19 protein-coding genes are annotated in these 20,901 nt (G+C 42.5%); 4 read left to right on the top strand and 15 right to left on the bottom strand.

Annotated elements, in window-relative coordinates; genetic code table 11:
* The first annotated feature begins 556 nt into the window (after positions 1-556).
* Positions 557-1,864: a GGDEF domain-containing protein gene (locus FTW16_RS06215; RefSeq protein WP_146490451.1), complete on the top strand. Its 1,308-nt coding sequence runs from the start codon at positions 557-559 to the stop codon at positions 1,862-1,864.
* Positions 1,865-2,639: 775 nt separating this feature from the next.
* On the opposite strand, the gene FTW16_RS06210 is transcribed toward FTW16_RS06215, so the two are convergent.
* From FTW16_RS06210 to FTW16_RS06170, 9 genes are all read right to left on the bottom strand, one after another.
* Positions 2,640-2,792, bottom strand: coding sequence for a YoaH family protein (locus tag FTW16_RS06210; protein WP_004731009.1), 153 nt, complete (start codon positions 2,790-2,792; stop codon positions 2,640-2,642).
* Positions 2,793-2,833: 41 nt separating this feature from the next.
* Positions 2,834-3,982: a conjugal transfer protein TraF gene (locus tag FTW16_RS06205; protein ID WP_146490450.1), complete on the bottom strand. Its 1,149-nt coding sequence runs from the start codon at positions 3,980-3,982 to the stop codon at positions 2,834-2,836.
* A gap of 50 nt (positions 3,983-4,032) precedes the next feature.
* Positions 4,033-4,920, bottom strand: a complete 888-nt coding sequence (locus tag FTW16_RS06200; protein ID WP_146490449.1) for a DUF2861 family protein — start codon at positions 4,918-4,920, stop codon at positions 4,033-4,035.
* Positions 4,920-5,579: a response regulator transcription factor VxrB gene (gene vxrB / locus FTW16_RS06195; RefSeq protein ID WP_146490448.1), complete on the bottom strand. Its 660-nt coding sequence runs from the start codon at positions 5,577-5,579 to the stop codon at positions 4,920-4,922. Before vxrB ends, FTW16_RS06200 begins: the two co-directional genes overlap by 1 nt.
* Positions 5,554-7,026, bottom strand: a complete 1,473-nt coding sequence (gene vxrA, locus FTW16_RS06190) for a sensor histidine kinase VxrA (RefSeq protein WP_146490456.1) — start codon at positions 7,024-7,026, stop codon at positions 5,554-5,556. The genes vxrB and vxrA overlap by 26 nt, the downstream gene beginning before the upstream one ends.
* A gap of 277 nt (positions 7,027-7,303) precedes the next feature.
* Complete coding sequence (gene pntB / locus FTW16_RS06185; protein WP_060981310.1) at positions 7,304-8,701, bottom strand: Re/Si-specific NAD(P)(+) transhydrogenase subunit beta; 1,398 nt, start codon at positions 8,699-8,701, stop codon at positions 7,304-7,306.
* Positions 8,702-8,711: 10 nt separating this feature from the next.
* Positions 8,712-10,259 carry a Re/Si-specific NAD(P)(+) transhydrogenase subunit alpha gene (pntA, locus tag FTW16_RS06180; RefSeq protein ID WP_146490447.1) on the bottom strand — a complete coding sequence of 516 codons (1,548 nt, stop codon included), beginning with the start codon at positions 10,257-10,259 and terminating at the stop codon, positions 8,712-8,714.
* Positions 10,260-10,558: 299 nt separating this feature from the next.
* Positions 10,559-10,840 (bottom strand): HlyU family transcriptional regulator, encoded by a 282-nt coding sequence (locus tag FTW16_RS06175; protein WP_060981308.1) that lies wholly within the window; start codon positions 10,838-10,840, stop codon positions 10,559-10,561.
* Positions 10,841-10,879: 39 nt separating this feature from the next.
* A complete protein-coding gene (locus FTW16_RS06170; protein ID WP_060981307.1) occupies positions 10,880-11,248 on the bottom strand; it encodes a late competence development ComFB family protein in 369 nt (122 codons plus the stop codon).
* A gap of 494 nt (positions 11,249-11,742) precedes the next feature.
* Between FTW16_RS06170 and FTW16_RS06165 the strand changes: the two genes are divergently transcribed.
* The gene (locus tag FTW16_RS06165; protein ID WP_146490446.1) at positions 11,743-12,984 is read left to right on the top strand and encodes a GGDEF domain-containing protein; all 1,242 of its coding nucleotides are present in this window, start codon (positions 11,743-11,745) and stop codon (positions 12,982-12,984) included.
* 52 nt (positions 12,985-13,036) lie between these two features.
* On the opposite strand, the gene FTW16_RS06160 is transcribed toward FTW16_RS06165, so the two are convergent.
* Together FTW16_RS06160 and FTW16_RS06155 are read right to left on the bottom strand one after the other, a co-directional pair.
* The gene (locus FTW16_RS06160; RefSeq protein WP_146490445.1) at positions 13,037-14,068 is read right to left on the bottom strand and encodes a Solitary outer membrane autotransporter beta-barrel domain; all 1,032 of its coding nucleotides are present in this window, start codon (positions 14,066-14,068) and stop codon (positions 13,037-13,039) included.
* A 77-nt stretch (positions 14,069-14,145) separates the two neighbouring features.
* On the bottom strand, positions 14,146-15,117 hold the full coding sequence (locus FTW16_RS06155) for a diguanylate cyclase (RefSeq protein WP_186728032.1): 972 nt from the start codon (positions 15,115-15,117) through the stop codon (positions 14,146-14,148).
* 131 nt (positions 15,118-15,248) lie between these two features.
* Here FTW16_RS06155 and FTW16_RS06150 point away from each other — a divergent pair, with 131 nt between their 5' ends.
* On the top strand, positions 15,249-15,686 hold the full coding sequence (locus FTW16_RS06150) for a DUF3069 domain-containing protein (RefSeq protein WP_004731036.1): 438 nt from the start codon (positions 15,249-15,251) through the stop codon (positions 15,684-15,686).
* Positions 15,687-16,064: 378 nt separating this feature from the next.
* On the opposite strand, the gene modC is transcribed toward FTW16_RS06150, so the two are convergent.
* Genes modC through FTW16_RS06130 form a run of 4 tightly spaced genes read right to left on the bottom strand, consistent with a single transcriptional unit; the run spans position 16,065 to position 20,147 of the window.
* A complete protein-coding gene (gene modC / locus FTW16_RS06145) occupies positions 16,065-17,171 on the bottom strand; it encodes a molybdenum ABC transporter ATP-binding protein ModC (RefSeq protein ID WP_146490444.1) in 1,107 nt (368 codons plus the stop codon).
* The gene (modB, locus tag FTW16_RS06140) at positions 17,168-17,866 is read right to left on the bottom strand and encodes a molybdate ABC transporter permease subunit (protein WP_146490443.1); all 699 of its coding nucleotides are present in this window, start codon (positions 17,864-17,866) and stop codon (positions 17,168-17,170) included. The genes modC and modB overlap by 4 nt, the downstream gene beginning before the upstream one ends.
* Entirely contained in the window at positions 17,867-18,625 is a 759-nt protein-coding gene (gene modA / locus FTW16_RS06135; RefSeq protein ID WP_146490442.1) for a molybdate ABC transporter substrate-binding protein, read from the bottom strand. It lies immediately after the preceding gene.
* A 43-nt stretch (positions 18,626-18,668) separates the two neighbouring features.
* Complete coding sequence (locus FTW16_RS06130; RefSeq protein WP_146490441.1) at positions 18,669-20,147, bottom strand: cobyric acid synthase; 1,479 nt, start codon at positions 20,145-20,147, stop codon at positions 18,669-18,671.
* Positions 20,148-20,427: 280 nt separating this feature from the next.
* On the opposite strand from FTW16_RS06130, the gene FTW16_RS06125 reads away from it, so the two are divergent.
* On the top strand, positions 20,428-20,826 hold the full coding sequence (locus FTW16_RS06125) for a YgiW/YdeI family stress tolerance OB fold protein (RefSeq protein ID WP_146490440.1): 399 nt from the start codon (positions 20,428-20,430) through the stop codon (positions 20,824-20,826).
* Positions 20,827-20,901: the final 75 nt, after the last annotated feature.

Genomic DNA, 20,901 nt, shown 5'->3' with positions numbered 1-20,901 from the left:
AACTATCCTGCCAGAGGGGGTTATCGTTGGGATGGATCTAGGGTTCACTTTGACCATGACAACTTGATAACGCCAGAACAACGCGAGTTTAATCCGAAAAAATGGATGTTCCGTAGTGCGTTAAAGCCTTGTTCGACGTATGGCGCGTAATTGGGGATGAAAGACAAAATGAGCGACAAAAGTGTTTCGATAAAACTGAGCTCCAAAAAGTGACACTGCAACATAACTGCCCTCCACTTTAATTGATGAACAGTAACAATGGCCTCGTGACTCGTTATCACAGCAAGCCATAAAGCTCGCACACACCGCTCTGATTACACAAACCGAGCCACTTTAAATTTAACTGTATAAATATACAGTTAAATTATTACCCCTGTAAAAATCGCACTTATTGAGCAAATAACATTCAGAATCAAGGGTCTGCGTTCAATTTTTAAACTTGAATTTGGTCTAATGGCTCGCTTTCCTGTATAACCGTCAATTCTGGATCAGTTCTGGGTATAGCAATTTTATCAATGCTAATACTCTAATTTCCGATTGCGCCAACTTTAAGGCATTGCGCATTAGGTTCGAATCACGTGTACGGGTTAGTATCATGAGCGACAAAGCATTCCGAAAACTCAACATATTCCTTTCGATTTTTTGCCTAGCAATCACGTTAGTGTCGTTGATCTCTTTTAATACGCTCATGAATAAGAGCTACGTTATTACACCAGACAAATACCCTACACGCGTTAACACAGACAGAGACCACGACGGTGGCACCGTAGGCTCATTACATAAGTCAGAAGATGGAATTGAGTTACAGTGTGACTTTGAGCGAACCTATAGCTTGCCCTTCTGTGAAATTGAGTTCGTTATATCGACACAAGGTAAAGGGCTCGATCTCTCTACGTTCGATTCGGTCACCATTAATATGGATTACCAAGGCCAAGAAGACCCAAGGTTTCGCTTCTACATTCGTAATTACGACAAGAATTACAGCGTGAAAGGCGATGCTATGTCGAACAAGTTCAATCGCTTAGACTTCTCATTACCAGATAAAAACCACATCGACTTAAACTACTTCAATGTTCCTTTCTGGTGGATAGATCATTATAACCGCCCTGTTTCTGATAGCGCTGTAGACATTACGAACGCGGTATCTGTTGAACTCGGGCTTGGTGCCAGCACGCTTGCTGGGCATCATTCACTTAACATCTCGAGTATTGTGTTCTACGGTAAAATCATCAGCAAGGCTTTGCTAGGTGAGCTATTGGTTGGACTATGGGTGGTATACGCGATCTACTATGTCGCTTGTGCTTTACATATTGCACAACGAAACAAAACGCGTTCAGCACAGCAACAACGTCATTTAACCCAAGAAATTGAAGAGCTAAAGGTAAAGGCCACAACCGATCCGTTGACCGGATGTAGAAACCGAACCGAAGCTTTAGATACCTTCTATGATTTCGAATGGTTGGCGCAACAAGGAAAAACGATTCACATCGCGTTGTTTGATTTAGACCATTTTAAGCAGATCAACGATCAACATGGCCACGAAGTGGGTGACAAAGTACTTATTCAGTTTGTCGCAACGGCGAACAAGAGCCTTGGTGAGCAGTACTTGCTTTATCGCTGGGGTGGTGAGGAGTTTCTACTCGTTTGCCTGGAACAAACTGCGCTACAGTGTAACGAATCAATCGATAATTTTTACCTAGCAATGGAGCAAAGCCCTTGGCCTAAAGCGCTTAAAGTCACGGCTTCGACCGGAGTAACGCAGCTTAAGGAGCATGAATCTATACGTACTGCCATCAAACGTGCAGACAAAGCGCTCTACCAAGCTAAAGACAACGGACGAAACCAAGTCGCTACGTTTTATTAAGGCTCGCGAGACTGGACTGCAGCTACACATTCAACTCCCGCCACTACTCAATCAACACGCAGTTAATACCCTGTCGATATCGACTCTCCACTTAAGCACCCGTTAGATTTTTAACTGCTGACTCAACAAATCCATAAGCTTTGTTGCCTCATCAGAATTCTAATCGATTCGACACGTCTAAGTACGCTCTTATCATCTGTGATAACACCATCTGTAATAACCTCATCAATGACATTCTCCGGTTGATACCGCTTATAAACAGCTCTTCTTTACGCCTCTAAGCTTCTCCTAAGCACTTGTTCTGCAGTCACGTATTGGCGAGTAAAGCTTGCTCTAACCAGTGCTCAGTCACTCGCGGTATCGGTTTTGAATATTACCGTCGCTACTTATCTCGCACTGTTTTTAGATGAAATCCTCATTTGTCTGCTTGTGAACATTCATACACTCGCATCCGCTAAAAATAGAAGTCACAACGTCACTAGCGTCAAAAAACGCAATATATTTAACCACTTAGATATGGTGACACAAATACTGACACCAGAGATGGCGATTGTTTTACTTTCAGATCTTGCTGTAATTTAATTACAAATAGAAACCGAGAAAAGCTTATAAAGTGGATTACTCTGACATAACTTATTGAATAAACTGAATTTAAGGAGCTTGGGCAGACCGGGAGTTAGGGTAACTAAAGAGTGGGTATGTACGAGATAATATACTAGAGGGTAATATATTTAGTTATAGTGCATTAAGGTGTTAAAAAAGAAGGGCTGATGCCCTACTCTTCTTTATTACTCATTTCTTCACGAATTTGCTCAGCAACGATTTTGATAGCTTGTGCTGTGCTGATGCCCTGAGTCATCATTTCTTGAATTCGTTCAACAGCTTTCTGTTGTTCTTCGTGAGAAAGGGTTGGTAAGTCGTTTAGCATGCTCTGCTCCTTTATTTAGGAGCAGAACTATATAAGGACTGTTAGTAACTAGCAAGGAAATTGATTGAAGCACCCATTGCATTTTCGTTTGTGTAGTTCGCACTTAGATCTAACTGGAACAAGTTGAGTGGCGAGATACCAATACCGGCTGTGACTGTTCCTTCCGAATCAGAGTAAGCCAGGTTCTTGTAGTACCCTCCCCTTAACTTAAGCTGACGTAGAAGATCGACTTCGGTACCAATACGAATCATCTGTTCGTTGTCTTCAAACGAAGTAAACTTTTCAGTCTCATTCAAATCGTAATCGACACTAAACGTAAAGTAGTCAGACACGATACCTGCACCAACGGTGTATACCGGTTCAAGTTGGTAAGTGTATTTACCGCCAACTTGGTGTGTCGCACTACTTGTGCTGCTGGTTAACGTTCTCGTCGTATCTTTGGTTTCTATGTCTCGTGAGATCAAGTTAGTTGCTGCAACACCGACTCGGAACGGGCCGAAGAACCAAAGCGCACCAGCATCCATGTTAAATGCAGTGTCGCCATCACTGTTTTCTCTAACGTCAGACAAATCGTAATCATTAACCGACGCGACATAGTTGTATGTGTAAATACGTTGGATCTTAGGTGTGATACCAAATGAGATGTGTTGGCCCATAAAAGTTTGGTATTTTGCTAAAGAAATGCCGATTTCTGCGACACCGATAGAAACAGCTTCAACAGTAGACAGTTCAACTTTGTCTTCATCGGAACCTGTTGTGTAAACGTTAGGTGTCGCAAATGATTCTGTGTAGGCTTTCGCGAAAAGGTTTGCAGCAACAAACTGATTAGGCAGAGCAAACGCGACAACACCACCAAGTTCTACATTAGCTTGGTTACCATCGAGTTTATTAAGCGCTGCATCTAAGTCTGCGGTATTTGACGCATCAACGACGCTATCGATATTCGATTTCATATCGTTAGGGTCATTATAGCTACCGCCAAAACTTGGCGTAATCATGCCCATATCATCGTTACGACGATAAATAGCAACAAGTGCCGGGTTATAGAATGGAGCGGTTAGGAAGTTTGCTGAAACAACACCAACACCACCCATAGCATCACCACGCGCTTCAATGGCGTAATTTGCTGCTGAAAGAGGAAGACTGGCGAATGCAATTGATGCTGCGAGTAGTTTAGTTGTATTTTTCATGCCGTTTATCTTTGTTAGATCCCTTACATAGTTAACGGCACAATTTTAAATTACTTTAACTCTTCTTCGCTAGAAATATCATAAGTTTTACTGATAGTTTGTGCTTGTTCTATCGCTATGTCCCCTTGCCAGCGTGAATGCACCATTGAAACCGCTAAAACATAGCGATCATTTGGAAGCTCTTCGCCGGTCAGGTTCATCGGATAATCAGATTCATAGCTCTTGCCCCATACTTGCTCATAGCGCTCGTCGACGTAATCGTACAAACCAATTTCTAGCTTAGGGAGTGGACAATATGGGTTCAGCAGCTCTTTTTTATCAATACGCCACGTGTCTTTTGACGACCAGCGAACTTGCTGACGCATGGCTACTTCGCCAAGAATAATCCATGTGCTCCAAGAGTTGCCGCCATCGCCTTTCACACTTAAACGATACAAGCCTGATTCAAGCTGAGATGGCAAATTGTAACGCTTGCGGTATAAACTCACCGATGCGTTATTTACCATTTCACTCTCTTTAGTGAGTTCACTATCCGAAGAAACGATCTTATCGACCCACCTCTCAAGAGTTATATCTTGGATGTTATTATCGGATTCAACATTAATCGCGACACGAAAAGTATCTCGACCAGGGCTTTGAATGATGTGTCTTTTAACGATGACAGAACTGATCCAATCAGGAAGTGTTTTTCTAGTGAGGGTTTTTCCACAATCTTTGTTCAATGCTTGATCGAACAGTTCATTGAGGTGATCTTCGCGTGATTGAGAAGAGTTGATTTGCCAAACTTCCACTAATGAATCAAACATCTGAGGCAAGTCATTATCTAATAGATGTTTATGTACTTGAGTCAGAGCATCACTACTCTTGAACCAATCAGCTGCTTGCGTGGTATTAGCTACACAAGACAAGATTAATAGTGGAAGTAAGACTTTTTTCATTACGCTTTCATCTTGTAACCAACGCCACGTAGCGTTTCTATTTCTAGACCCGGTAATTTCTGTCTTAGTTGCAGAACATGGGTGTCTACTGTACGTGTTGTTGGGAAATGGTTGTAACCCCATACATGGTCAAGCAGCTCGTCACGTGTGAAAACACGACCAAGATTACTTGCCAAAAACAGCAGTAGGTCAAACTCAGTACGAGTTAAGGTGACTTCTAGCTCGTTGAAAAACACTTCACGAGTCGCTTTATCAATAATAAGGTTTTGAGCGACAACTTTTGATGCGTCTTGTTCTTCAGCGTCTGGTAGGCGAAGTTGAGCTCGAATTCGAGCAAAAAGCTCAGCCTCTGCGAATGGCTTAGTGAGGTAATCATTCGCACCTGAGTCTAAGCCCGCGACTTTGTCTTTTACTGTCACAAGAGCCGTTAGCAGGATTACAGGAATATCTTTCTTTTTCTTCCAACCTGGAAGCGAATCTACTGAGTCACCATCTGGGAGTTGACGGTCTAGGATAACTAGGTCCGCTTGCTCCCAATAGCCTTCAACTTCAGAGATCAGTTCTGCATGCAAACATTCATATCCAGCTTGCTCAAGGCTAACTAATAAACCGTCAGCTAAATTTTTATCATCTTCAACGAGAAGCAATGTCTGTTTCACAAGGTATCTCCAAAATAAATGTTGTTGGGGGGCCGATAAGCGTCATGTGACCGCCCATTTTTCCGACCATAGATTCAACTATCGTCAGACCTAAACCGAGTCCACTCTTACTTACGAATGGCTTTCTTAGTTGCCCCCAATCTTTGCGAGACAAGTCTCCATTATCTATAACTTTGAATGTCAGCTTCTTGTCAGAAGTATTCAGTTCTAGTATCACTGGAGCTACACCGTATTTCACGGCATTTCTGATCAGGTTGTCGATACACGTTCCTAACCAATATACGTTTACTTTTGCAGCAATATCTTTGTTTACGCGAAGTTCTATACCTGGAGCGAAGTCTTCTTCAACTTTGTATTGAAGCCACTCCTCCACACTTGGTACCCACTCTGTCGCCAACGGTTGGTTGTCTGATTGCAAATAGTCTTTGCTTGCTTCTGCCAACTGCCTCAAACGGCGCGTATCTTCGCACAGCCGACGAAACTCATCATATACTGATTCAGGCAAGTGTTCGAACTCTCGTCTGAACCCTTCAACCGTCAATGACAAACTCGCAATCGGCGTTCTTAATTCGTGCGTTAGAATTTGAAGAACCAGCATACGGCTCTTCATCTCTTGTTTCTTACTGTTCCAACGGTAAATCGCCCAACCTAAAACAAGCATGATGTTGGCAATCACCAAGATAAACATGGCAACTTGCAGAAGCTCTGAATGATCTTCTATTTCCCAACACACATTGCCGCGTTGTACGAAGCAACTTTTACCTTCCGAAGACAAACTGAACGATAAACCAGAAAGTGTTGCGTTTTCATTCCAAACTGATTCTTTGTACAGGTAATATCTGTCGCCGCGCTTTACCCACATTTCGTCAAGCTCTACAAACATGCTCGCACCTGCTAATAGTGCTGTGATGGCCTCACTGTCCATGTTTTGTAGACGAGATAAAAGTTCATCATGCTCTGTGTTTGGGCGCTCTTGAATATGCATAAAACGTTTCAGAGAGTCGAACTTGTCTGGATATTTTTCTACATATCTCGCCGCATAAGACCCCCCACCAGGGTGAATCAAACCACTACGGCTAAACCAGCGATCAGAAAGCTTGGTTCCTTTGCACATTGCACGAGTAAAAACCAAGGGTTCTGTAATCAAAGGGCTTAACGGTAGTTTTCCGCTACACGTTTTTGATAACTGATATAAACGCTGGATGTCTTTTAACGGATACTCTGCAGTTTGTGGCAACATAGAAGACGGCATGATCAAGCGTGTTGGATAATCAGCCTGCAGCACTCGAATATCATAAGATTCGATTGCGGTTTCATGATCAAAAAGTTTGGTGAAATTATCGATACGCTCAGGCAAAGAGTCAGCAAATGCGTTTGCAGACACAGATAACGTAGCGATAAGAAGGGTAAATGTTCTTTTGATGATCACAAACCAACGCAAATTCATATAGATCAAACAAATATATACCATTCGCTATCAAAGATAAATTTTTAACCGCATGAAAAACAATAGTAATGGCGAGTTATAACAATAAATAGCATCATATTAGAATTGTGTTGCACAAGCGTACTCACAAGTTTAGTGGATGAATCCAACGATCATTCGAACACGTTTTGCGTCAGTTTCCACGTCCTACTTGTTATTAGTTTTGAGTAAAGCAACTTTCTGAGAACAAAAAAAGGAGCTCAACGAGCTCCTTTTTAGTTATCACACAAAGTGCTTTCTATAGATGTTCTAGAATACCTAGACAGCTCTGTTTCGCATCACCAAACAGCATCTGCGTGTTCTCTTTGAAGAACAATGGGTTTTGTACACCTGCGTACCCCGTATTCATCGAACGTTTGAATACGATAACGTTCTGAGCATTCCAAACTTCAAGTACTGGCATTCCAGCAATTGGACTGTTTGGATCTTCAAGCGCAGCAGGGTTAACGGTGTCATTTGCACCAATAACCAATACAGTATCTGTCTCACTTAAGTCGTCGTTGATTTCGTCCATTTCAAGAACGATATCGTATGGCACTTTCGCTTCAGCAAGGAGTACGTTCATGTGACCCGGTAACCTACCCGCAACTGGGTGGATACCAAATCGAACATTGATGCCCTGCGCTCGTAGCTTCTCAGTGATTTCATGCACTGGGTATTGAGCTTGAGCTACAGCCATGCCGTATCCTGGGGTAATAATGACAGACTTTGAGTTTTTCAACATGTCAGCTACATCTTCAGCTGATGTTTCGCGGTGTTCACCCTGCTCTTCATCGCCATCAGACACCACCACTTCTTGGCCGAATCCACCAGCAATAACGCTAATAAACGAACGGTTCATCGCCTTACACATGATGTAAGACAGAATCGCACCTGACGAACCAACCAATGCACCTGTTACGATAAGCAGATCGTTTGCAAGCATGAAACCTGCCGCCGCCGCAGCCCAACCAGAGTAAGAGTTAAGCATAGAGACAACCACTGGCATATCTGCGCCGCCAATCGATGCCACTAGGTGGTAACCGAATGCGAATGCGATAAGTGTCATCACCATAAGCGCAAACATGCTGCCGTCCGCTTTAACGAACATAATCATTAGCAATGTAGAAGCAACGATAGCCGCTAGGTTCCACTTGTGCTTATGAGGGATGTTCAATGCAGATGAAGAGATAACGCCGCGAAGCTTACCAAACGCAACAATAGAACCTGTAAACGTCACCGCACCGATAAACACGCCAAGGAACACTTCCACTAGGTGGATAACGTGCTCTGCATGAATATCTGCAGGGTTGATAGAAACAGCAGCAGGTGGATCAATATAGCTGTTGTAACCCACAAGTACCGCCGCCATACCTACGAAGCTGTGCAGAATTGCCACCAGCTCAGGCATCTCAGTCATTTCTACTTTTCTTGCGTAGTGGATACCAATACCACCACCGATCACCATAGCAATGATGATCCATACAATACCTGCAGAATGAGGGCCAAAGATCGTTGCGATCAACGCGATTGCCATACCTGTGATACCGTAATAGTTACCTGCACGTGCAGATTCCTGTTTCGATAACCCAGCCAAGCTCATTATAAAGAATACAGCAGCAACAATATAAGCTGCTTGTACTAATCCTTCAGACATCTGTTACTCCTTAGTCTTTACGGAACATTTCAAGCATACGTTTGGTCACAGTAAAGCCACCAAAGATATTGATACTTGCAATTAATACGGCAATAAATGATAAGAACGTGACGACGCCACTTCCTTGTCCTATCTGTAACAGTGCACCGACTACAATGATGCCTGAAATCGCGTTAGTCACGGACATCAGAGGCGTATGCAGAGAATGGCTTACATTCCAAACTACGTAATAACCCACCACACAAGCGAGAACAAAAACGGTAAAGTGAGATAAGAACGCAGCAGGAGCAACCGACGCTATCCAAGCGAAAGCACCAACCGCAATTGCAATGCCGGCGACTTTCTTGACTGGAGACACAGGTTGTTGAACCTTCGGTGGAGCTTTAGCTTCTTCAGGTTTAACTTGTTGTGGTTGAGCTGACACTTGAATTGGTGGCGCAGGCCAAGTAACTTCGCCCTCTTTAACCACAGTTACGCCACGCAGCACGACATCTTCAAAGTCAATATTGATGTTGCCATCTTTCTCTTTACATAGCAGCTTCAGTAGGTTGACTAGGTTAGTGGCGTATAGCTGAGATGACTGAGTCGGCAGTCGACCAACCATATCGGTGTAACCAACAACTTTTACGCCATTAGCAGTTGTGATCACTTGATCGGCAACCGTGTATTCACAGTTACCGCCATTCGCAGCTGCAAGGTCAACAATAACGCTACCTGCACTCATGCTGTCTACCATCTCTTTAGTAATCAGCTTAGGTGCCGGACGACCTGGAATCAGTGCCGTTGTAATGATGATGTCAACGTCTTTCGCTTGAGCCGCATAAAGCTCTTCCGCTTTCTTGTTGAATGCTTCAGACATCTCTTTTGCGTAGCCATCACCCGCGCTGGTATCTTCCTTGAAATCGACTTCCAAGAACTCAGCGCCCATAGACTCGACTTGTTCTTTAACTTCAGGACGAACGTCGAACGAACGAACGATCGCACCCAAACTACCCGCAGCGCCAATGGCCGCTAGACCAGCAACACCCGCACCAGCAACCAGTACTTTTGCCGGTGGAACTTTACCTGCAGCGGTAATTTGCCCCGTGAAGAATCGACCAAATTCATGCGCCGCTTCAACCACAGCACGATAACCCGCGATGTTAGCCATAGAACTCAATGCATCTAGCGCTTGAGCTCTTGAAATACGAGGTACAGAGTCCATCGCCATCACATTGATGTTACGGCTGGACAATTGTTCCATTAATGCAGGATTTTGAGCAGGCCAAATAAAGCTGACCAATGTTGCGCCATCTTTAAGTAGATCGATTTCATTTTTAGACTCGTCAACGATCGGAGCGTTAACTTTAAAGATAATATCGGATTTCCAAGCTTCATCTGCGGTAACAACTTTTGCTCCAGCTTGTTCATAAGCTGCATCTTCAAAACTTGCTAACGCACCTGCTTGTGATTCAACACAAACTTCAAATCCTAATTTTAGAAGCTGTTCTACCGATTTCGGCGAAGCAGCGACTCGCGTTTCACCTGCGAGTGTTTCTCTTGGTACACCAATTTGCATAGCTATTCCTTGACTATTGGCACAATGACTTATTCGTTTGTATCTAACGACAACTAATACTTCAAGCGTTTTGTTCAAAGAACAGGAAAAGTTATTACTTATAACGATTTGGATGGATTTTGAGCGCTTCATTTGAAGAAATGACGAGCCTCTCGAACAAAGAGGTCAAACCACTTGCAAATAATCCTTTAAATAACAACCTTCTAGCTGTTCTTTATCCCTAAAACTAAAAAGAGCTTTCAGCATATACACTGAAAGCTCTCTAAATTATGACCAACATCAATTCTAACCCTAATTGGTTAGCTAAATATATTGTCGCCCATTTGGTCGATGAACATCTGCGATTTTTTAAGCATCAATTCATCGGCATCTTGTTTGTTTGAAACAACATCTGAACGAATGAAACGGTGGGTTTTGATTTCACCATCGAATTCTTTCTCGATTCGCCCAGCAACACGGTATTGACCAGATTCTGCAATGGCATCTTGATAGATATTGAAGCCTTTATATTCGATTGGTTCAATCTCTACTTTTTGTTCGGTTTTTTCTTTGCCACCAAATAATCTAGAAAAAAATCCCACGTTTTATACTCCTTAAATGACCGTATTAACCCTAAACTATCATGAGTGTTTACGGTTCAACAATGGCTTTTCATACCATTGCAATTCTACATCTTCATCAAAATTGTGTTGACTAAATATAACGGGCACATTGTCGTCACGTTCGCGTCTTCTATCGTCAATAATCATGCTTTCCGCATTCTTGACTGCGATCTCACTATTTCGTTTATAGAGCACCAGTTTGTCTTCTGGTAATGCCGAAAGAAAATCGATATCGAAACGAATATAAATAGGTTTAAGCTGCCCTAAAGCCAAGCACGCAAGATCAGCCAGCTGTTCGTTGGTATAATTAGACACATATTCCTCGGTAGCCAAAACATGACCAACCAGAGTTTCCATATAGTTATGTACATCAACACTAATTTGCATACCACACCTCCATTTGTAGCAGTTTTTTCTAATAGCAGTCGTTTCTGAGCTTATTCATGCAGTCCTGACTAGCGGCTACAGAGAGCTAATAGAATTCAATTGAGCAGCTTTCTGTAACTAGGTTCTTTCCATAGTTGAACTTTCTACAACGCAGATAAGATTTACCAATACAACATAGCGAACTTACCCTAACTTCGTTACAAATTTTTCGTTGTTCGATTGTAAGTCATCATGTCGACTTTAAGCCTCAAGCAAGAACCACCAAGATTTTGTTAAGTATATATAACGACTAATTTATTTCTCATATATACTATGTAGTTCGTTCTATGGTTAATAGCAACTCAAATACATATAAAAAGAGTTGCACCAATAGCGACCTATGACTATGTTTTTGCTCTGATTTAGGCAAAAAGCTTGGCAATCGCTTGTTTAACCGTATCCTACGTATAAAATTAAATTATAAGATCATCAGTATAGTTAGGCTCACCAAATAAATGGCATCTTCTTTTGTAACGTCGAGCATGTTTCGATTTTGCTTCCCCCTATTTTTATTGGCAATTATACTCGTTGGTATGAACAACGTCATTCTTGTGACGGATTCAAACTTAGGGTTTGCTAGCAACCTTCCATATATCCTATTGAGCGTTGCCGTTTTACTATGCCATACATTCAGACAAGGGCGTATGGCCATGGTGTCATCAACCATGCTAGTAGCATACCTGATCATCCAAGTTCGCTTACAAACGCCTCTTAATACCGGAACGACTTTGTTAGAACTATCGCTTCTTGCGTCATTAGTTCCTGTAACCTGTTTATTGGTGTATGCATTTCCTGACAACGGCGTAAACTCAAAATCCATGCTCCTCTACGCCATCGTTCTGGTTCTTTTCATGGTTTGGGCACAATTGATCGTTTCTCACTTCCATGCTGGTGGGTTTGAATCATGGAGTGAAGGCCTTCTTTTTGTTGTTAGAGATTTCTCAAAACTGCCTTTGGTTCTAGTGTTATATAGCCTTTGCTTACTTGGCCTTACAGCCATTCTTGTGTTGGTGTATAACCGCTCTATTGATGTTGTCGTTTATAGCGCAATCTTGCTTTCTTCTTGTACGTTCATCTTCTTTGACGTGCAATATATCTCTAGCACAATGTTCTCGTTATCAGGCACTTTGATCATCGTTTATGTGATGTCTGCCAGCCACGATATGGCCTTTAATGACCAATTGACTAACATCCCTGGCCGACATGCCTTAGAAGTGGATATGAAGCATCTAGGACGTAAGTATTCAATGGCCATGGTCGATATCGATCATTTCAAAAAATTTAACGATACTTACGGCCATGACATTGGCGACGACGTATTGAAGCTAGTAGCACGTATATTGAGAGAGACCACGGGTGGAGCTAAAGCTTATCGCTATGGTGGTGAAGAGTTCACGATCATTTTTAAAGGCAAATACTCGGAACAAGTTAAAGAACACCTTCAAACTTTGATTTCCGAGATTCAAAACTACGACATGACGATTCGTAATAGCCACGAGCGTCCTGATGATCATGAAGTGGGTATGAAAAAGCGTGGTAAGAACGGCAAACCATCGGAAGTAGTAAATGTGACAGTAAGCATTGGACTGTCTGATAGCACGACTACCAAACACCCTGAAGAAGTATTAAAGCTTGCCGACAAAGCGCTTTACAAAGCGAAAGAAACTGGTCGAAACAAGCTATGTGTTGATAGCTAAACGCAAGTGTTGATAGCTAAACGTAAGTGTTGATAACTAGACTAAAGGGAGCTTAATCTTGGTTAAAGAAGATAACTAAGCTCCCTCCTTTTAAACTACTTCCGTAGTTGATCGTAAATCCAATTCCCACATTATCGACCCATTCATTAAATAGATTTGGATTAAGCAACCAACCTACACTGCCCTCATAGTAAGAAGTGGTGCCCATAGAAGCCACGGTGTCACCGCCAATATCAATTCTTCTAATACTTGAGTACATTGATGTGATATTTTTATCCCAACGTACTAGATCATAAAAAATCTTGGCCTCATTAGCGATATACCAACCTTCAGGGTTTCCGATATCACCGTTATTGGCTTCTCCCCAACCTACACCATTAAAGTAGTGCCAACTGGTACTGAGCTTGTATTTACCCCAATCATTCTTGTCTTCGAAAGTCAGCTTGATCTTAGGCTCAATGATGTATGCCCATGCATCAGTATTATAATAGAGCCCGTCCAATTGATCTTGAATAGGTTCAAGCAATGAAGATCGATATTCAAAGTCATTACGGTAATATGAGATATGGTTACCAATTGCCGAACTGAAGCTCCAGTGTTCGTTGAGTTGAGACACATTGGCAAACGCCACGTAACCAGAAATCACTGACTCTTTTTGAAAGTCACTTTTAATTGTTGACGCATATTCCACATCATTCTCAATTCGTAACGCTGAGAGGCGTAGCGTTACCTCTTGATGGTTGTCTTCAATGTAACTTGGTAGTTCAAATGTATAAGGGAGACTGAGGGAGGTGATGTTTTGTCGGCGACTCACTGAATCATTCGAACCAATATCTTCATTGTCCAAGCTCAACACTTTATTTGGATCGAAATTATTGATACCAAAGGTAAAAACATCAGTATCATTAAGTAATACACTGGTAGCAAAGCGCTGCTCTAATTCCTTACGGAAGAGATCAGACAGGGAGCTGGCATATACGGTGGTTGACACTGTAGTTAAAAATAGAGGAGCCGCGGTTAAAAATAGAGGAACCGCAAGCGCCCAATAGGTGTTAGTCACAGAAAATGACTTTGAATGTGGCATTTCTTTTATCACTTAAAGCATTTCCTAGCTCAAATGCTAGTAAAGTATAAATTCAAATATCTAAAAGAGCTCATCAACTAACGTGCTAGCTCTAAAATGTTGCGTTGTATAAAGGTATTTCTGCCACTTTGTTTCGCTTGATAAAGCGCTTGGTCAACCTTTTCGTAAATAGAGGCGATAGATTCACCACCTTCTGGTACAAATGACAACACACCTTGTGACGCTGTCACTCTATCGGACACCGTTGAATAATCGTGGACGTAATTCATTTCATGTAACGCTTCTTTTATACGTATCGCCTGTTGCATAGCAGTATCACTATCCGTATCACTTAAAATAAGAACAAACTCTTCACCGCCATAGCGACCGACAAACTCTCCCGCTCGAACAAAAAGCAGCCTCAAGGTATTAGCAAGCTCTTGCAAGCACTTATCCCCTTGAATATGGCCGTAATTATCGTTGTAAGGCTTAAAGAAGTCTACATCTAGTAATATGACTGTCATTGATATATTACGTCTTCCATGCCACGCTATGCTCTCTTCAAGCTTAGTGTCCATATATCGACGGTTATACAATTTAGTCAGGCCATCTTCATTGGCTTGTTGCTGCAGGAGGATATTCAGCTCTTCGAGCTTGGCAGTACTCTGTTTTAACTCTCGCCTCATATGCGCGATACGCTGCATCGCAATCAACTTGGAATTCAAAACAACTTTGTTCACAGGCTTTATCAGGTAATCATCCCCACCTGCATCAATCGCTTTCGCAATCATTTCAGGTTCTTCATGACCACTCAAAAAGATGATAGGAACCCATTCTGGGAATTGCCTGCGAACCTCATTAGCAACCTCAAAACCATCCATGTCTGGCATGCTGATATCAAGCAACACAAGTTCAGGATCAAAATCAGAATAAACATTCAGGGCTTCTTTTCCGCTACCGACAGCTTCTACAATATGACCCAGCTGCTTGAGTCGAATAGCAAGTTGCATCCTGTCTAGTTGAACGTCATCAACCAGCAATATGCGCATCGAAGATCCCTTTTCTATCATCACATCACCTTTATCTAGTGTTGAATATTCAAAGTAGCTCAAATTTGAGCTTAAATCATGCCCTAATCTCTATATTATATTGACTTTTTTACAGATCTTTTTAGCATTGTTTCTTTTTAAAGAGAAATACTATGTCAGACGCTACAAACAACGAAGTACAAGAAATCGATTTAACCACTATCTCACCAGAGCTTCGCCAAGTTATCGAATTTGATGAAGTGCCTAAAGAGATGCACAACATGGTTACTTCTATTCATGAGGTGTCTGAAGAAGCAGTGCGTGAAACTTGGAGCAGCCTTCCAGCAAGCGCACAAAATGTTTTGGACAATTTTGAGCAGTTCCACGCTCTAATCTCTGTTAGCCAAGCTTTTGCTGGCGTAAACATGATGGAAGAGTTCCCTACTCTTAAACTTCCAGAAGGCATGTCTGATGAAGAAAAAGAAGAGTACCGAGCTCAACTGCTTGACCAAATTTTACATAACTGTGTAAAAGACATGGCTAAGCAAATCAAGAAAGCGCGTCGCGATGCTATCTTGAAGCGTGATTTCAAAGAAGTTTTCATCCGCTAAGCTATTCATCGCACCTAAATTTAGGTTGAATGTTTAACGAAAACTTAATGATTAAGCCGTATGTTATTTAAAACATGCGGCTTTTTTGTGGCTGCTACTTTTCTGTTCGTTACTTGAGAGCTTCGCCCACAATATCTTTGTGTTTTTGCCACTGAAACTCTTGTCAGTGTCGCTTTTGACATTCTACAAATAAGTAATATGCCTTAACACTCATACAGTGTGGCGCAAAACTGGCAGTGATACCGTATAAAAATGACGCATGTATCCATTCATGGAATCAAGATCGAGTTTTACAAACTATAGAATAAAAATAAGAACGAAAAACACCGCGTGAACTTAATACCTTGCCACGAGAATTTGATAACTTGCCGTATGGACTTAGTGTGTTACAGCGATATCTCTTTGAGCGACACTTACACCTTTTATTTGCACATAAACATGTTGTCCAATTTCTAGGTTCAACTCATCAAGCGCCCACAATGTAATGGTTGCCCATAGATAGCATCCAGGCTCCAATTCTAACTCTACAGCCACACTCTGCTTATTCATGCCTTGTTGATGCGTCTCTACGCTTTTAATCGTGACTGGAAGGATATTACGTATCGAAGTCCCTGTTGGCTGTTCTAGCGTGATGGAGACGTCATTTGCCCTCACTTGCAACCTCACCGTAGCACCAAGCTTGCTTGATACTTTCTGAACCCAAAGTGACGTCGATTTACCTAGCGTTAAACGTGACAGCGCATAGTCATCATTGTGTTCTGCTAATGTTCCTTCAAACAGTGAGCTTTGCTCTGAGAAAGATTGCCAAGGTTGCATCGCTCTCGATGCCCATACCTCTTCCGTCACGCCCGATGAAATAACTTTACCTTGGTCAATAATCACAAGGTGATTTGCCAAGCGTAAAATTTCATTGAGGCTATGAGTGACATAGATGATCGGTATTTGCACGCTTTCGGATAAGTTTTCCAGAAACGGCATCACTTCGCGCTTACGGGGCAAGTCGAGAGATGCCAATGGCTCATCCATCAACAAAATACTTGGCTTTGATAACAAGGCACGGCCAATCGCCACTCGTTGCTTCTCACCGCCAGACAAACGTGCAGGGTAACGATCAAGCAATGAACCTAAAGACAATAGCGAGACAATTTGTTCAAAGTGCGCTTTATCAACACCTTTCATACCGTACTTAAGATTAGCCCCTACCTTCATGTGTGGGAACAAGCGTGACTCTTGAAATACATAGCCCACATTGCGTTTGTGAGTCGGCAGGTTAATGCCATTTTGACTATCAAACAGAGTGGTTCCAGATACGCTGATCAAACCTTTATCTGGCTGTTTAAGACCACTAATCGCATTGATAAGTGAGGTTTTACCTGCACCAGAACGTCCAAAAATTGCAGTAATGCCACTGCTAGGCAGTTCTAAATCGATATCAAAAAATGTTTCACCAAGCTGTTGCTGATACCGGAGGATCAAAGCACTCATGCATTACCTCCTAATCGCTGTGCAGACTTTTTGTTAAGCCATTCAGATAGCATCAATGAACTAAGGGCAATCACAATAGAAATGATACACAAACGCGCTGCTTCCATTTCCGCACCAGGGGTTTCAATAAAGGTATACATGGCCAATGGAATGGTTTGAGTTTCGCCGGGAATATTTGAAACGAAGCTGATCGTCGCACCAAACTCACCTAGGCTTCTTGCGAATGAAAGCATGGTGCCAGTAATGATCCCAGGGATCATCAAGGGCAAAGTTATCGTAAAAAACACGCGAACAGGTGAAGCCCCCAGTGTGGCAGCGGCCTCTTCAAGCTTACTGTCTACGGTTTCTAGGCTCAACCTGATAGAACGAACCATCAACGGCAACGCCACAACCACGCAAGCAAGTGCCGCGCCCTTCCAGCTAAAGCTGAATACAATACCAAACACGTCATTGAGCCACGAGCCAATAATGCCTTGCCTACCCATCATCACTAACAGTAAATAACCGATGACCACTGGTGGCAATACCAAAGGTAAATGGACAATACTCTCTACAATACTTTTGCCTACAAATTGCTTCTTAGCAAGCAGCCAGGCTAAGCCAATGCCGATAGGGATAAGCCATAAGATGGCAAACCCAGCAACTTTCAAGCTCAGCAATAAGGCTTGATATTCGTATTCCGATAAATACATCATTTAACGCACTTCAAATCCAAAACTGTTCAAGGTGTCCTTCGCTTTTTCGCTATTAAGGAAAGTATAGAACTCTTCTGCAACGACTGTATCGCTCAATCTCGCTACAGGGTAACGTATTGGCGTATGTAAATCTGATGGGAACGTCTTTACTAGGTTCACTTCTTTAGACAGCAGCGCATCTGTTTTGTAAACAATACCAAGCTTAGCCTCACTGCGCTCTACTAAAGCTAAGGCCATACGAACATTGTTACTTGGTGCTAATCTAGTCTTCACATCGTCCCATACACCTAACGTTTCTAACGCCTCTTTAGCGTAGATACCCGCAGGAACAGAAGTGGTATTGCCCACAGCAAGCCTTTCATTAGTAAGCAGTTTAGCCCATTGATCACCTTTTGACAGGCTCAGTGATATCGACGTCTCTTTTGGGGCTATCAACACAAGTTCGTTTTCACATAGATTTGTGACATTGTCACTAGAAACCAATTTACTATCGACTAGGTACGTCATCCATTTCTCATTTGCCGAGATAAAGATGTCGGCTGGTGCTCCTCTTTCGATTTGTCGTACCAAAGAAGATGTGCTCGCATACACAGGAATCACATCGACAGAATGGCCTTTCTCAAACTCTTCAACCAACAAGTTGACTGCATTGGTCATTGAAGATGCAGCATAAACTCGTAGCTTTTCGGCAGCCAAAAGATGACTAGAACTCAATACCGAAGTTAAGGCCATGGTTAAAAGGAAGACTCGCTTTTTCATTGTTATCACTTATCTATGTTCGTTTAGGTTCTTTAGCTAACTTCTAAATGGCGGCCAAAGCTGTTAATTCTGGCCAAAGCAGGTCAAGATTTAAGTACTCTTCGATGGCATCCGCGATTCGATTAATACCCAGCTCTTTAAGCTGTTCGTGGTCAATCGCTGTCACATCGTTGGCTCCTGCCCATTCGCAAATAAGCGACAACGCATCACTGTTGTCGAATACGCCATGCAGGTAAGTACCAAAAATCGAGTTGTCTTGATTTACAGCGCCGTCTAGGCTGCCAGATTCTAACTGAACCGGTAAGGCTGTTTCATTGACATCAGTCCTACCTACGTGAATTTCATAACCTTTTACTTGTGCTGATTTTCCATCCAGCGTCATGGTACCGCGCACGTTAGTTAAGGTTTTCTGTTGCGTTAAAGTCGTTTCAGTATCGAGATACCCTAACCCTTCACTGCTGCCGGGGTCACCCTCAACTCCATCCGGATCGTGTATGATCTTTCCTAGCATCTGGTAACCGCCACAAATACCCATCACTTTGCCGCCTAAACGTAGGTGGCGCTGAATATCTTTGTCCCAGCCTTGCTCTTTTAAGTAATCCAAATCGGCTCTTACTGATTTTGTACCCGGCAAGATAATCAAATCCGCGTTGTTTACACGCTCGCCTTTGCCTACGTAACGTAAATCAATGGAAGGATTGAGCCTTAGTGCATCAAAGTCTGTGTGATTGCTAATTCGGGTTAGCACAGGCACCACGACTTTAAGTTTAGCTTCTCCGTCAGACTCTTGGGCTGAAGTAATGGCATCTTCCGCTTCTAGGTTAAAACCATGGAGATATGGCAATACACCAATCACTGGCTTGCCGGTTTTCTCTTCTAGCCAATCAAGGCCAGATTGAAGCAGCGCAATATCGCCTCTAAAGCGGTTTATCACAAAGCCTTTTACGCGAGCTTGTTCAGATTCAGATAACAGAGCCAACGTGCCGTAGAGGTGCGCAAAAACGCCACCACGGTCAATGTCAGCAACAATGATCACTGGGATATCCGCCTTTTCAGCAAATCCCATGTTCGCAATATCATTTTCGCGGAGGTTAATTTCAGCTGGGCTACCCGCGCCTTCAATCATCACGCTTTCGTATTCTTCAGAAAGTCGGTCAAATGAGTCAATAACGGTATCCATCGCCACTTTCTTGTAATCATGATAGCCCGTTGCTTCCATATTACTGATCGCTCGGCCTTGCAGAATCACTTGTGCGCCAGTATCTGAATTAGGTTTTAGCAATACCGGATTCATGTGAACAGTGGGTTCAATGTTACAAGCTTGCGCCTGAACCGCTTGAGCGCGACCAATTTCGCCGCCATCTTTTGTCACCGCACTGTTTAACGCCATGTTTTGTGGCTTAAAAGGTGCCACTTTGATCCCTTTCCTTGCCAAAACACGGCATAAACCTGCCACCAAAACACTTTTTCCGGCATCTGACGTTGTCCCTTGAACCATAAGGGCGTTTAACGGTGATCGCATCTGTACTTAAATCCTTAATTTCTTAATGTTCAATTTATAGCTGTACGCAATATCTCTCTGCCTCCATCTTAACGTCATTGCCGAGTAGATGCTCAATAAAATGAATGGAAAATGAATGTGTTACTCACTCTGGATTCAACCCCAGTGTTGTTTAATAGCTCCATCGAAACGAAGCTTATGAACAATAAGCAGCGCATCAACAAATAAAACGTACTAACGAAAAGAAACGTTTCAAATTCAGAAAAACGTTTCTACTAAAAACAACATTAAGGGATTCACCATGAAAAAAACTGTATTAGCTATCGCATCTACTATTATCCTTGCTCCTACTTTCGCAATGGCTGGTGACCACAAAGATAACTCCAATCACGCCAACAACAGCAAGCACGAGAGCGCTATTGCTTACACAGGACCGATTGAAACCGTATCTGTTGCTACACTACTTGCTGACACAAGCATGTTCGCAGAGCAAGAAGCGATTGTGGATGGCAAGATTGTTCGTCAACTAAAGAATGACACGTTTGTCTTCTCTGATGGACAGAGTGAAATTCAGATCGAACTGGATGATGATATCCGTCTTGCGCAACCCCTAACCGCAGATACAAAGGTTCGCATCTTTGGTGAATATGAAGGCGGAAAGACACCTGAAATCGAAGTAGATCATATCCAGGTTCTATAAGCGATTAATATAAAAATACTGACTTTAAATAATTGGCCTGCATATTGCAGGCTTTTTTGTATTATACTGCCGCAA

Source organism: Vibrio sp. T20, from assembly GCF_007858795.1.
In the GTDB taxonomy this organism is placed as follows: domain Bacteria; phylum Pseudomonadota; class Gammaproteobacteria; order Enterobacterales; family Vibrionaceae; genus Vibrio; species Vibrio satsumensis.
Note: the sequence above shows the minus strand (reverse complement) of the source record. Positions and strands in the feature narration are given on the sequence as shown.